General features: G+C 61.4%; 12 protein-coding genes. 3 read left to right on the plus strand and 9 right to left on the minus strand.

All coding sequences use genetic code 11. The annotated features are described in order from the left end of the window. Positions 1-330: 330 nt before the first annotated feature. From hisG to CAQU_RS06240, 8 genes are all read right to left on the minus strand, one after another. On the minus strand, positions 331-1,176 hold the full coding sequence (gene hisG / locus CAQU_RS06210) for an ATP phosphoribosyltransferase (RefSeq protein ID WP_075726168.1): 846 nt from the start codon (positions 1,174-1,176) through the stop codon (positions 331-333). An 88-nt stretch (positions 1,177-1,264) separates the two neighbouring features. Beyond that, a complete protein-coding gene (locus CAQU_RS12940) occupies positions 1,265-1,528 on the minus strand; it encodes a phosphoribosyl-ATP diphosphatase (RefSeq protein ID WP_211276105.1) in 264 nt (87 codons plus the stop codon). Between the two features lie 114 nt (positions 1,529-1,642). Further along, complete coding sequence (locus CAQU_RS12945) at positions 1,643-2,320, minus strand: HAD family hydrolase (RefSeq protein ID WP_211276106.1); 678 nt, start codon at positions 2,318-2,320, stop codon at positions 1,643-1,645. Between the two features lie 105 nt (positions 2,321-2,425). After that, positions 2,426-6,118: a methionine synthase gene (metH, locus tag CAQU_RS06220; RefSeq protein ID WP_075726170.1), complete on the minus strand. Its 3,693-nt coding sequence runs from the start codon at positions 6,116-6,118 to the stop codon at positions 2,426-2,428. Positions 6,119-6,291: 173 nt separating this feature from the next. After that, on the minus strand, positions 6,292-6,714 hold the full coding sequence (locus CAQU_RS13090; RefSeq protein ID WP_075726172.1) for a rhodanese-like domain-containing protein: 423 nt from the start codon (positions 6,712-6,714) through the stop codon (positions 6,292-6,294). Positions 6,715-6,889: 175 nt separating this feature from the next. Then, positions 6,890-7,333, minus strand: a complete 444-nt coding sequence (locus CAQU_RS06230; protein WP_075726174.1) for a hypothetical protein — start codon at positions 7,331-7,333, stop codon at positions 6,890-6,892. Then, positions 7,330-8,595 (minus strand): cysteine--1-D-myo-inosityl 2-amino-2-deoxy-alpha-D-glucopyranoside ligase, encoded by a 1,266-nt coding sequence (gene mshC / locus CAQU_RS06235; RefSeq protein WP_075726176.1) that lies wholly within the window; start codon positions 8,593-8,595, stop codon positions 7,330-7,332. Before mshC ends, CAQU_RS06230 begins: the two co-directional genes overlap by 4 nt. Before the next feature lie 211 nt (positions 8,596-8,806). Further along, entirely contained in the window at positions 8,807-9,679 is an 873-nt protein-coding gene (locus tag CAQU_RS06240; RefSeq protein ID WP_211276107.1) for an undecaprenyl-diphosphate phosphatase, read from the minus strand. Between the two features lie 145 nt (positions 9,680-9,824). Between CAQU_RS06240 and CAQU_RS06245 the strand changes: the two genes are divergently transcribed. The 3 genes from CAQU_RS06245 (at position 9,825) to CAQU_RS06255 (ending at position 13,327) form a co-directional block, all read left to right on the plus strand. Next, a complete protein-coding gene (locus tag CAQU_RS06245) occupies positions 9,825-10,775 on the plus strand; it encodes an aldo/keto reductase (RefSeq protein WP_075728465.1) in 951 nt (316 codons plus the stop codon). An 89-nt stretch (positions 10,776-10,864) separates the two neighbouring features. Continuing rightward, the gene (locus CAQU_RS06250; protein ID WP_157108931.1) at positions 10,865-12,031 is read left to right on the plus strand and encodes a YncE family protein; all 1,167 of its coding nucleotides are present in this window, start codon (positions 10,865-10,867) and stop codon (positions 12,029-12,031) included. Positions 12,032-12,223: 192 nt separating this feature from the next. Further along, complete coding sequence (locus tag CAQU_RS06255; RefSeq protein WP_075726182.1) at positions 12,224-13,327, plus strand: quinone-dependent dihydroorotate dehydrogenase; 1,104 nt, start codon at positions 12,224-12,226, stop codon at positions 13,325-13,327. A gap of 102 nt (positions 13,328-13,429) precedes the next feature. Here CAQU_RS06255 and CAQU_RS06260 read toward each other — a convergent pair whose 3' ends face one another. Further along, complete coding sequence (locus tag CAQU_RS06260) at positions 13,430-13,813, minus strand: hypothetical protein (protein WP_075726184.1); 384 nt, start codon at positions 13,811-13,813, stop codon at positions 13,430-13,432. Positions 13,814-13,898 lie beyond the last annotated feature (85 nt).

Here is a 13,898-nt window from a genome sequence, read left to right on the forward strand (position 1 = left end):
GGTCTGAAACCCCGCACGTCAGCGTCCGCAATCAGCGAAAAACTGGGCGTTGGTTAGACCGTGTCGATAAGCGTATGTTTCCTGTCGCTGCGCACAGCCGTTCAGGCAGACAAAATTTTTCCGCACAGAATGGCTGGTGTGCATGTACCCCACAATCATAGCCGTGACCGAGGTGTGATGGTGAACAAAATCACCACCCCCGGGACGAGGTACGCCGTCTCCGATGCTTACACCGGCCATAAATAGGGCAAACACCCAACAAATAGGCTCAACGGAAACGAAAGCCGCCTACCGGGAAACACGGCAGGCGGCAAAACCTCAGGCAGGAAATTAGAGACGGGCGATGCGGATTTCGGAGGCCAAAATGGCTTGGGCACCGAGTTCGGCCAGCTGATCCATGATCTTATTGGCTTCCTTGCGAGGAACCATTGCGCGAACAGCAACCCACTCGTTGGCAGTCAGCGGGGAAACCGTCGGACCGGAGATACCCGGGGTGATGGAGACTGCTTCTTCGAGCAGTGCTGACGGCACGTTGTAGTCGAGCATCAGGAAGTTTTGGGCGTGCAGAATACCTTCGATACGGCGCAGCAGACGCTTCATGTCATCGGTGAGCTCAACACCGGAACGGGCGACGATAACAGCCTCGGACTCGACCAGGACGTCCCCGAAGACTTCCAGGCCCTGCTTGGCGAGGGTACGGCCGGTAGAGACCACGTCTGCGATAGCATCGGCGACACCCAATTTGATGGAAATCTCCACCGCGCCGTCCAGGCGAATGACTTCCGCGTCGATGCCACGCTTTGCGAGGTCGACACGAACCAGGTTGGGGTAAGACGTGGCGATGCGGGCGCCTTCCAGGCGGTCGACAGACCAACCCTCACCCTTGGGTGCTGCGTAGCGGAAGGTGGAGGCCCCGAACCCCAGCGCGAGGACTTCGCTGACGGAGGAGAGGGAATCCCAGGCCAGATCGCGGCCGGTGATGCCGAGGTCGAGCTGGCCGCTGGCCACATAGATGGCAATGTCTTTGGGGCGCAGGAAGAAAAACTCGATGTCGTTGTCTTTATCTACGACGGTCAAAGCTTTGGAGTCTCCACGGCCTTTGTATCCGGCCTCAGCCAGGATGGTGGTGGCCATTTCAGACAGGGAGCCCTTGTTGGGCACAGCTACGCGCAGCATGTGGTTTCTTTCTTCAGCATGGGGTATCGACAAAGGAGGGTAAAGCTCAACCGCGTTCGGTTGTGCGGTGGAGACGACCTTCGTGGTTTTAGAGGTGGCGGTAGATGTCTTCGGGGGTGAGGCCACGCTCGAGCATGAGCACCTGAGCCCAGTACATCAGCTGGGAGAGTTCTTCGGCGAGTTCGGTGTCAGATTGGTACTCGGCAGCAATCCACACCTCGCCGGCTTCTTCGATGACTTTCTTGCCGATAAAGTGCACGCCCTTATCGAGGGCTTCCACGGTGCCGGAGCCCTCAGGGCGGGTCACGGCCTTATCGGCGAGTTCAGCGTAGAGAGAGTCGAAGTTCTTCACTCGGTTTATTCTTCCATATCGGGTGCGCGCGAAGTTTTTTGGCGCAGTGTTTTCGAAGGGGGATGGGGGCTGTTGGTGGATTGGGGGGTACCTAGGTGGTGCCGGATTGAAGCATTAGAAGCTGGCGTAGAAGCGTTCAATGTCCTCGACTGTCACGGTGGCGAAGGAGTTTTCCCCATGAATGTCTGCTAGTAGCTTTACCCCGTCAGGGATTGGAACGTCTGCGTGGGCGGGTAGTCCGATAACGCGGCAGCCCGCTGTGCGAGCTGCTTGCATTCCGGTGGCGGAGTCTTCGAAGACGAGACAGCGCTCTGGATTGACTCCTACCCGGCGCGCTGCCTCGAGGTAGAGGTCCGGGGCGGGTTTGCCGTGTGCCACGTCGTCGCCGGCGAGGGTGTCGACGAATAGGTGTTCTCCAATGGCGCGGAAACATCCTTCGGCGACGTCTCGCACGGTGTTAGTTACGATCAGCATGGGAATGCCGGCAGCGTGCAGTTCCTTGAGTAGCCGTTTGACGCCGGGGTTGAAAGGTAGCCCGGTGGCGAACAATTCGTTCATGGTGTCGACGGTGCGCTGGTACTCGAGGGCTTCACGTTCTGGGGTGGGGTTGAAGCCGGCGTGTTGCGCGCAGATGGTGAAGGTGTTGTGAAAACTTCCGCCGATGGTTTTTTCTCGCACTTCTGGGGTGAGCTTTCGCCCCAACCTCTCCCCCATCGCGTAGGTCGCGATTTCCCATAAGGGCTCGGAGTCTACGAGGGTGCCGTCCATGTCCCATAGGATTGCGTCAACCATAGTTACTCACTCTAACGTTGTCTTCCCTGGCCGGTGGCTGCTGCCCGGGTTGGGTGCAGTGGCAGCCACCGTGAGCTATGCGTTGTGTTGGGGTGTTGGGGCAAGCTACACGTTGAAGTAGCTGGCTTCGGGGTGGTACAGGACGAAGGCGTCGGTGGACTGTTCGGGGTGTAATTGCAGCTCTTCGGACAGTTCCACGCCGATGCGGCCGGCATCGAGGAGTTTGACCAGCGTTGCCCGGTCTTCCAGGTTGGGGCAGGATCCGTAGCCGAAGGAGTAGCGGGCGCCGCGGTATTCCAGGTCGAAGAAGCGTCGGGGGTCTGTGGCGTCGAAATCGCCGACTGCGACGCCGCTGCCCAGGTCGAGTTCTTCGCGTACGCGGGCGTGCCAGTACTCGGCGAGTGCTTCGGTGAGCTGCACGCCGATGCCGTGGACTTCGAGGTAGTCGCGGTATTCATTGGCGGCGAACAGCTCGTTGGCGAAGTCTGCGATGGGTTGCCCCATGGTGACCAGCTGGAAGGGCATCACGTCGACGGTGTTGGTTTCCAGGGCAGTGTTTTTGTCCAGGATGAAGTCGGCGATGCACAGGAATTTGCCGCGCTGTTGGCGGGGGAAGCTGAAGCGGGCAATTTCTTTGGCGTCTGGGCGTGGTTCGTCGAGGATGATGACGTCGGTTCCGTCGCTGATGGCTGGGAAGTAGCCGTAGACTACGGCGGCGTGGTCAAGGATGCGTTGAGCTTTGAGCTTGTCGATCCATGCGCGCAGTCGGGGGCGGCCCTCGGTTTCGACGAGTTCGTCGTAGTCGGGTCCGTCGCCTCCGCGGGTGGGTTTGAGTCCCCATTGACCCATGAACAGGGCGCGTTCGTCGAGGGTTGGTAGGTAGTCGGCTAGCGGCAGGCCCTTGACGATGCGGGTGCCCCAGAACGGCGGGGTGGCGCGGGGGACGTCGGCTGCGACGTCGGAACGGTCGGGCACCTCCACTGGTGCGGATTCCGCTTTACGTTTTTCGGCGATCCGCTTGCTGCGCTCGTGGCGTGCTTTTCGTTGCTGTTTCTTTTCTTCGGCGGCCTGTTTGATGGCGAGAGCCTCTGCGGACAGGTCGCCGTTGTCGCCGAGGCGTTTGGCGGCCATGATGTCGTCCATGAGTTTCAGGCCTTCGAAGGCGTCGCGGGCGTAGTGCACTTCGCCTTCGTAGAGTTCGTCGAGGTCGTTTTCGACGAAGGTGCGGGTGAGTGCGGCGCCACCGAGCAGCACCGGAATGTCTGATGCGCCCTGGGCGTTCATTTCAGCCAGGTTTTCTTTCATAACGACGGTGGATTTGACCAGTAGGCCGGACATGCCGACCACGTCGGCGCCGGCGTCGCGGGCGGCGGAAATGATGGTGGAGATGGGTTGTTTGATGCCGAGGTTGACGACGTCGTAGCCGTTGTTGCTCAGGATGATGTCGACGAGGTTTTTGCCGATGTCGTGTACGTCGCCCTTGACGGTGGCAAGCACAATCTTGCCTTTGGAGCCGGTGTTGTCGGAGGCTTCCATGAATTGCTCGAGGTAGGCCACGGCGGCTTTCATGGTTTCGGCGGATTGCAGGACGAAGGGAAGCTGCATGCGTCCTGAACCGAAGAGTTCGCCGACGGTTTTCATGCCGCCGAGTAGGTCTTCGTTGATGATTTGCAGCGGGGTTTTTTCTTTCATGCCGGCGTCGAGGTCGGCTTCGAGTCCGTTTTTCTCTCCGTCGATGATGCGTTGGGAGAGGCGTTCGAACAGTGGCATCGCGGCGAGAGCTTCGGCGCGCGCGTCTTTAGCGGAGGCGGCGGACACGCCTTCGAACAGTTCCATGAAGGTCTGCAGCGGATCGTAGCCTTCGCGACGGCGGTCGTAGACCATGTCGAGGGCGACTTCGCGTTGGCGTTCGTCGATGCGGTTCATCGGCAGGATCTTTGAGGAGTGCGCGATGGCGGTGTCCAGTCCTGCTTCGATGCATTCGTTGAGGAAGACGGAGTTGAGCACCTGGCGGGCGGCGGGGTTGAGTCCGAAGGAGATGTTGGACAGGCCCAGGGTGGTGTGGACTTCCGGGTAGAGCTGTTTGAGCTGGCGGATGGCTTCGATGGTTTCGATGCCGTCGCGGCGGGTTTCTTCTTGGCCGGTGGAGATTGGGAAGGTGAGGCAGTCAACGATGATGTCGCGGTGTTTGAGTCCCCAGGTGCCGGTGATGTCTTCGATGAGGCGGGTGGCGATGGCGACTTTTTTCTCGGCGGTGCGGGCTTGGCCTTCTTCGTCGATGGTGAGCGCTACGACGGCGGCGCCGTGGTCTTTGACCAGGCGCATGATGCGTTGGTAGCGGGAGTCGGGGCCGTCGCCGTCTTCGAAGTTGACGGAGTTGACGGCGCAGCGTCCGCCGAGGTGTTCAAGTCCGACGCGGATGACCTCGGGTTCGGTGGAGTCGATCATCAGAGGCAGGGTGGAGCTGGTGGCGAGCAGTCCTGCCAGGGTTGCCATGTCTTCGCGGCCGTCGCGGCCGACGTAGTCGACGCACAGGTCGAGCATGTGGCTGCCGTCGCGGGTTTGTTGCTTGGCGATTTCGAGGCAGGTTTCGGTGTCGCCGGCCAGCATTGCTTCGCGGAAGGCTTTGGAGCCGTTGGCGTTGGTGCGTTCACCGATCATGGTGACGCCGAGTTCTTGGGTCAGCGGCTGTGAGGTGTACAGGGAGCTGACGGCGTCGCCGGCGGTGGGGGTGCGTTCGGCGCGGATTGCGGGGGTGTCGGGGAGCTCAACTCCGGTGGCGGCGATTTGTTGCTTGACGGCGTCGTCGATCTCGTCCGGGGTGTGGTTTTCGGGGACGCCGAGGACGGCGTCGCGGACTGCGCGGATGTGTGCGGGGGTGGTGCCACAGCATCCGCCGACCATGCTGAGGCCGAATTCTTGGACGAATTGGTGGAGCGCGACGGCGAGTTCGGGCGCTGTGAGCGGGTATTCGGCGCCGTTTGCGCCCAGGATGGGCAGGCCGGCGTTGGGCATGACGGATACTGGGATGGTGGCGTTGGCGGAGAGGTAGCGGAGGTGTTCGCTCATTTCCGCCGGCCCGGTGGCGCAGTTCAGCCCGATCATGTCGATGCCGAGGGGTTCCAGGGCGGTGAGTGCGGCGCCGATTTCTGAGCCGAGCAGCATGGTGCCGGTGGTTTCCACGGTGACGTGGCAGAGGATCGGGATGCTGGTGCCGAGTTCTGCGAAGGCTTCGTGGCAGCCTAAGACGGCGGCTTTGACCTGTAGGAGGTCTTGGGCGGTTTCTACCAGGATGGCGTCGGCGCCGGCGCGCACCATGCCGCGGGCTGCGAGGGCGTAGTGGCCTTTGAGGTCGGCGTAGGGGGCGTGCCCGAGGGAGGGCAGTTTGGTGCCGGGGCCCATGGAGCCGACAACGAAACGGGGGGTGCCGTCGGCGCTGGGGCCCATCTCGTCGGCGACTTCGCGGGCGATGGCGACGCCTTTGTAAGCGAGTTCTTCGCAGCGGTCGGCGATGTCGTAGTCGGCGAGGTTGGGAAGGTTGCAGCCGAAGGTGTTGGTTTCAACAAGGTCGGCGCCTGCTTCGAAGTAGGCGCGGTGGATTTCGCGGAGAACGTCGGGGCGGGTGTGGTTGAGGATTTCGTTGCAGCCCTCAAGGCCCAGGAAGTCTTCGTCGACGTCCAGGTCAAAGCTTTGCAGCTGGGTGCCCATGGCGCCGTCGCCGATGAGGACGCGACGCTGTAGTGCTTCGATGAGCGGGTGGGGCGTGTGGGTGGCGGCTGCCGGCAACGAATCAGTCATGAATAGACAGCTTAGTTCAGTTTGCGCTACTCCCCCAACCTCGCCCCAATTTTAAGCGCCCATCTGGCTGAAAGCCTGTGGGTTTTCCCCAATTGGCCCCCTGGCTGCCCGCGGGGTGCGGGCAAGCTTGTTGGCTCCGTAAGCGTGTCAATCGGGGCGCGGATGGGGCTGCGTTAGTTGGTGCCGGTGACGACGGGGATGTCGAGTTGTTGGCTGGCCTGTTTGACGCTGCCGGCGTTGGAGACGTCCGCAAAGCCCATATCTTCCATTTTCTTCAGGGCTTGTCCTGCCCGGTTTCCGGAGCGGCAGTACAACACGTAGGAGGCGTCTCGGTCGAGAGTTTCGATCTCGGAGGTGAAGTTCGCGCCGTTGAAGTCGATATTGCGCGCGCCCTCCAGGTGTCCGTCGGCGAATTCGCCGGGGGTGCGAACGTCGATCACGATGGGTTTTTCCGCGTGGGTGCCGGCGGTGGTGTCGCTTGCGGCGGTGGTGGTTGGCGCGGTGGTTTCGGTGTTTGTGCTGCACGCTTGCAGGCAGGTGGCAAGGGCGAGGGAGGTTGCGCCGACGGTGAGGGTGCGCAGAACGGTGGTGGCCATGGCGGATCTTTCTGGTGGGAAATGACGGGGTTGGGGCTAACGATAGCGAGGTTTAGGCTGCAGGTGTGCGGTCAGGGGTGGCGGGTTCTCCCCCGCTGCGTGGGGTGGGCAGGCTCGTGATGGGTAGAAAAAAATCCGCCCACCGGGGTATACGGTGGGCGGATTGGCTGGTGTTTTAGAGCGACTCGATAGTGATGTCGTCTTCGTCGTAGGGGTCGGATTGTTCGAAGGTGGGCAGGTTCGCGCATTCGCTGTCGCTGAGGCCGAGGTGGCGGGCGAGGGAGGTGAAGAAGTCTGCCAGTTCTTGTTCTTCTTCGGGTTCGATGACTGCGTCACCAAAGACGGCGTTGATGCGGCCGAGTTCGTCGATGGCGGCGCCGATCAATTTGGACACCGTCGGCGCTGCCACGGGGCTGGTCAGTTCTTCGGCGGCGTCTACCAGGCCGGTGAGGGTGCGTTCGACTTCGGCAATCGCGTCGGTGTCGAAGGGCTGATCCCAGTCTTGCTTTTCCTCGTCTTTGAGGTAGGAGCCGTTGGCGAAGGTGGTGAGATCGGAGATGAACTCGCCAATGAAACCGTGCAGATCGTCGATGGTCGGGGTTCCGTGAACGTCGGTCATAGGGTGATTCCCATCAGGGCGTCGAGGGCTTGGGCGACGAGTGCGCCTGGCCCGGTGAGTTCGGTGGATGCGTTGGATGCATCCTTGGCGCCCACAATACCTGCGGCCCAGCTATCGACGGCGGCGATGGCGCCCGGCGTATCGAGGTCTTCGGCCAGGTGTTTGATGACGGTATCGATGAGGGTGCGGGCTGCGCTGTCATCGTCTGCCCTCCGTACGGCCTGCATCCAGGTGTCCAGGCGGGATTCCGCTTGTGCGAGAACCGCGGTGGAAAAGTCTCGGTTTTGGCGGTAGTGGGAGGCGTACACTGCCAGCCTGATGGCGGAGGGGCGGGCGCCTTGTTCGGTGAGCTTGGAGACGAAGACGAGGTTGCCCAACGACTTCGACATTTTGACTCCGTCGAGGGAGATCATGCCGGTGTGGACGTAGTGGCCGGCCATGCGAGGCTCATTGCAGGCGGCTTCGATGTGCGCTGCTGAGTACTCGTGGTGCGGGAAAATCAGGTCCGATCCACCACCCTGGATGGCAAAGGTGGATCCCAAAAAACGGCGGGCGATGGCGGCGCATTCGATGTGCCAGCCGGGACGGCCTTGCCCGAAGGGCGAGTCCCACCAGGGTTCGCCTTCGCGGCGGGCTTTCCAGATCAAAGCATCCAGCGGGTCGTGTTTGCCTGGGCGGGTGGGATCCCCGCCGCGTTCGGCGAAAAATTCCGCCATGGTCTGCTCGTCATAGTTGGACTCGTAGCCGAACTGCGGTGTGGCGTCCCGGCGCGCGTAAATGTCGGGGTGTGCGGGGTCGTCGACGATGTAGGCTGCGCCGTTGTCGAGGAGTTGTTGGACGACGTCGATGACGTCGTCGATGGATTCTTGGACGCCGATGTAGTGCTGCGGGGGGATGACGCGCAGGTTTTCCATGTCGGAGCGGAATAGGTCGATTTGGCTGGTGCCGAGGTGGCGCCAGTCGACGTTGTCGCGTTCGGCGCGTTCAAAAAGTGGGTCGTCGACGTCGGTGATGTTTTGAACGAAGGTGACGTCGCGGCCGGTGGCGAGAAGCAGGCGGTGGATGAGGTCGAAGGCGAGGTAGGTTGCGCCGTGTCCGAGGTGGGTGGCGTCGTAGGGGGTGATGCCACAGACGTACATTCCAACGGGCCCGGTGGCGGGCATGTGGACTGGTTTGATCACTTGGTCTGCGGTGTCGAACAGGCGAAGTTGAAAGTCCGCGGTGGTGATGGTGGGGACTTCTGGGCGGGGCCAAGACTTCACGGTGTACGTCACGCTCCTCGGGGCGGTGGTGTGGGGTCGGTGGTGTGGTGGCGGGCTGTGGTGTGGGGTGCCGCCTGTTTAGGCTAACGCCACCAGACAGTACGCCTATTCCCCGGGGTGGTCTTTATTGGCGGGTGGTTTATCCGGTGGCGGGTATGGGAAAACCGCGCCGCAGGTGGTCTGTGAACTGCGACGCGGTTGGGGTGGGGCGTTAGGTGGCGTTGAGCATGCCGGTGGCGAGCAGGCCCATGACGGCGAGGCCGACGGGGATGCGGTAGGCGGCGAACCAGCTGAAGGAGTGGTTGGAGACGAATTTCAGCAGCCAGGCGATCGAGGCGTAGCCGAAGGCGAAGGCGATACCGGTTCCGACGAGCAGCTGTGCGCCGCTGGCGGCCTGGCCGGCTTCAGGGTTGAAGGCGTCGGGGAGGGAGAATAGTCCGCTGGCGAGCACGGCGGGGATGGCCAGCAGGAAGCTGAAGCGGGCGGCGACTTCGCGCTCTAAGCCCATAAATAGGCCGGCGGAGATGGTGCCGCCGGATCGGGACACACCTGGAATCAGGGCCAAGCACTGTGCGAAGCCCATGACGACGGCATCTTTCATGGTGAGCTTGTCGAAGCTGCGCTTCTTTTTGCCGTAGCGTTCGGCGGCGATGAACACGACCGAGAATGCGACGAGCACGCCAGCGGTGATCCACAGGTTGCGCAGCCCTTCGCGGATGGCGTCTTTGGCGAGGAACCCGATGACGGATACCGGCAGGGTGCCGACGATAACCATCCAGCCCATGCGGTAGTCGAAGTCTCGGAGGGCGGGGTTTTTCAGGCCTTTGAACCAGGCGGTAATGATGCGCACGATGTCGCGCCAGAAATACACCAACACAGCAGCTTCGGTGCCGAGTTGGACGACGGCGGTAAAGGATGCGCCGGCGTCGTTGCCGTAGAGCAGTTCGGAGATGATCCGCAGGTGTCCGGAGGAGGAGATCGGCAGGAATTCCGTGAGTCCCTGGACGATGGAGAGCATGATCGTTTGCCCCCAGGTTACGGTCTGCTCGTTGGCTGCAGCGGCGAGAACGCTTGAATCAATCACCCCTGGCACGCTACCAGTAGTGGGGCGCAGGTGGTGGGTGTGACCGGCTGTTTGCTGGGAAGTTCACAGGGAATTGTGGTGTTGATGTGTGACACACCCTGTGGGTGTGGTGGTGTTGGTGGGGTGCGCCGGTAGCATGTGGGCAATGAAGCAGCGCACGGTTGGACATTCTGGACTTCGAGTCAGTTCTCAGGGTTTGGGGACGGTGACGTGGGGGGATCAGACAGGTGAGGATGTGGCGCGTGCGCAGGTGTCGTTGTTTCGGGATCATGGGGGCACGTTGATTGATGTGGCGCCCTCCTATAACGGGGGTGCGGCGTTGCATATTTTGGGGCGTGTTTTGTCGAGCACTGATCGTGATGATGTGGTGTTGTCGACTGCTAGTGGGGTTGATCCGACTCAGCCGTTGGGGCGGCGGGTGGATTGTTCGCGACGGAATTTGATTGCCAGTTTGGATGCAACGTTGAGCACTATTGGCACGGATTTTGTGGATTTGTGGTCGGTGGAGTTTTGGGATCCGCGGACGTCGCCGGAGGAGGTTGCCGACACGTTGGATTATGCGGTGCGCACTGGTCGCGCCCGGTATGCGGGGGTGCGTTCTTATGCTGGTTGGCAGTTGGCGGTGACGCATGCTGCGGCTAATCATGCGGCTGCTTCTGCCCGACCCATCGTCGCGGCCCAGAGTGAATACAACTTGTTGGTGCGGCGTGCAGAAGAAGAACTGTTGCCCGCCACAGCACACCTGGGGGTGGGATTTTTTGCTGCGGCTGGGCTGGCCCAGGGGGTGCTTACTGGAAAATATCGGCATGCAATCCCCGAGTGTTCTCGGGGTGCAAGCCCGCAGCGGCTTGCGGAGGTGCATGGGTATTTGGATGATCGGACCGACGCTATTACGCACGCGGTTGCTACCGCCGCGCAAGGCCTGGGAGTCAGCGCCGCTATGGTGTCTGCCGCCTGGTTGCGGGACGCCCCGGGGGTTACTTCCTACATCATTGGTGCGCGCTCAGTGGAACAGCTCAAGGAGAATCTGGAGTCGGAAAATCTGGTGCTACCCGTAGCGATCCGGGAAGCTTTCGACGAGATTTCGCGCTCTTAAAGACTGGTGGTCACGATCCCTGTGGCGGGGCGTGTTCCAACCGGTCCCAAGCAGTGCCGTTGCTTGTCGACAAGCTAAGCTTGTGCCTTGTGAAAAACTCGCGTGTGTCTTCCTCCCGTCGCAAGCTCATCTTCGCAGGGCTAGCTCTCCCCCTCGCTGGCATTGTTTCTGCCTGTAACCAGGCTCCAGGAGGGTTGGAGGCCGCTGATTTTACGCTGGCCACTCGGGTTGCCTCGCCACCGCAAGAGCAGCCGGCGGGTGCCGCGGTTGCTGTCGACGACGCGCTCAAAACTGTCGACCACGTCGTTGCATCAGGCAAGGATGTTGCGGTCAGCAATGGCGGTTACCTCGCTATCGCCTCTGCCGCGGAGGTGGAAGCTGGAAAGCTTTCTCCCCTAACCCTTCCCGACGGCTGCGGCGCCCCCACCGCTTCCGTGGCAAAGCCCGGCACGTTTGTTCTCGCCTGCGCCGAGGGTGATGCCCAAGGCGAAGTTTTCCTGATTGATGCGAACACGACGCAGCTTAAGCCTTTGGCAACGGTTGATTTTCCGGTGACTACTGCAGTCCAAACTGCTGCCGGGCGTGTGTTGGCAGCGGGTAAGACCAGCACCACCGTGGTTGCGTTGGATGAAAACAGTGGTGAGGAAGTGGGGCGTACCACCGTCGACCGCCCCGTTGATCAGCTGGTCGCTGTTGCGGCCTCAAGTTTCACTGATCGCGCCACAGAAACCGACGAAGACGGCACTGATGCCGATGGTGACGCGGTCGTCGCTATCAATGCTTCTGAAACCGTCATCCAGGGGGTGAAGGTCGCTAGCGGTAAACCTGGTGCCGCCCTAAGGATTGGCACTGGCGTGGGGGCGACGGCACCCGGCGGCGACAACATGGTCTTGGCCACCAACACCCCCGGCAATCAGGTTTTCGTCTACACCGTCGAACCAGTCATTCGCCTGCACCAGGTCGGAAACACTGGCGAGGGTCCGTGGGCGGTCACCTACGACGCCGTGCGTAAGCTCGGGTGGGTGTCAACCACCGGCGATAACAAGATCACCGCCTACCGTTTCGGCAGTGGTGTTCCCGAAGTTGTAGGCAGCCTGGATGCTCCCGCAAACGCCACGTCGTTGGCTGTGGTGGATGGTGATCTGGTTGTCGGGGCAGATGGTGATCGTCCGCTGACCGTCATCAAGGCAGCCGATGTTGACGCCGCCATCAAGGATCTTGGTCGCACCGACATGTCCCCCACGGACGTCACCTAGCCCGAGACTACGGGTGTGCTCCCCTGCCTGTGCAGAGCAATACAGACGCAACATCGCGCCTTTGCTTTGACTGCACAGAGGTTACACTCATTGTCAACGAAACCTAGATGGGTTCTCGCGTGTGAACGCGCCCCATCTCCACAGCCCCCTGTTTCTTCATAACCGACACTCCAAGGGAAGTCGAGCCGACGTATGCCTCACCCGATTCGCGCCGCTTTGTACAACACCGCTCTGAAGGGAATGTTTACCCTTCCGCCAGAGCGAATCCACGAGATCATCAGTGACGGATTGGGGCTGTTGAACCTGGCGACGCCGGTCAACCGTCTGCTGGGCAAAGTTGTTCCCGTCAACGATCCGGTCTTGACGCAGGAAGTTTTCGGCGTCACCTTCCCCCGCCCGATGGGGCTGGCTGCCGGGTTCGATAAGAACGCATCTGCGCCCGACGCGTGGACTTCGGTGGGCTTCGGTTATGCCGAACTGGGTACCGTCACCGCTTCCCCGCAGCCCGGAAACCCCACTCCGCGCCTGTTTCGGCTGCCCAAGGACAAGGCCATCTTGAACCGCATGGGCTTTAACAATAAGGGTGCCGCGGCGGTGGCAACCAACCTGCGGCGCCGGGCCAGCAACGACATCATCGGTATCAACATCGGCAAAACCAAGGTGGTTCCCGCCGAACAAGCCGTCGATGACTATCGCCGGAGTGCCTCGCTTCTCGGCAACCTCGCTGACTACCTCGTGGTCAACGTGTCCTCCCCCAATACTCCCGGATTGCGCGATCTTCAGGCAGTGGAGTCCCTGCGCCCGATTCTTGCGGAAGTCAAGTCTGTGACCGACTCCCCGGTGTTGGTCAAGATCGCCCCGGATCTCAGCGACGAGGATATCGACGCGGTCGCAGATCTCGCCGTCGAGTTGGAACTTGCCGGGATTGTCGCCACCAACACCACCATCAGCCGCGAAGGCTTGAACACCCCGGCCGCCGAAGTAGAGCGCATGGGGGCCGGTGGCATTTCGGGCCGTCCGGTTGCGCAGCGTTCCCTGGAGGTTCTCAAGCGCCTGCATGCGCGAGTTGGTGACCAGCTGGTTCTGGTCAGCGTCGGCGGTATCGAAACCCCGCAGCAGGCGTGGGAGCGCATCGCCCATGGCGCGAGCCTTCTGCAGGGCTACACCGGATTTATCTACGGCGGCCCTGATTGGATTCGCGACATTCACCTCGGCATTGCCGCCCAGATTCGCCACCACGGCATGAGCAACATCAGCGAGGCTGTTGGCTGCGGCTTGGAATACGTCGAGCTTTAAGCCTGAAATAAAAAATTAAGGTTCTGCCCACCACGTTCAACACATCGTGGTGGGCAGAACCAATTTGTCTATATGCCTAGGCCACTGGCGGGATGACAGCCTTTAAGGCTTCATGGTTTGCCGCCGCAAAATGAGGCTCGCCAGGAGGAAAAGGATGGCGTAGGCGACCAGCCACCCCTGCTCAACAACATAGAAGGTGGGATTCGGCACGAAGCGGCTACCGATAGCCAGCACCACCGCGAGGAAAAGCGCGACGATGCGCGAGGTGGAGTCGCGGCGTCCAGCAGCGGCGGGCGCAAAGGCCCCGATGAGGGCTGCGGCGAGCACAATGCACAGTAGGCGGGGGTTGATCTCGGCGGTGCTAAAAATTCCGCGGGTGCTCATACCGATAAACACCATCACGGCGAGCACAACTGCGACAGCCATAAAAGCTCCGCCGAGGCGGATAGCTGGGTGGACACGGACAGCTTGAGGCTTTTCAGTCATGAGGGATGTTGCGACTTTTCGTGGTTGAGGGATGCGCCATGGAAGGTGGGGTCTTTGGGGCAGGCAGAGTGATACCCGACTGCAG

It is taken from the genome of Corynebacterium aquilae DSM 44791, assembly GCF_001941445.1.
GTDB lineage: Bacteria > Actinomycetota > Actinomycetes > Mycobacteriales > Mycobacteriaceae > Corynebacterium > Corynebacterium aquilae.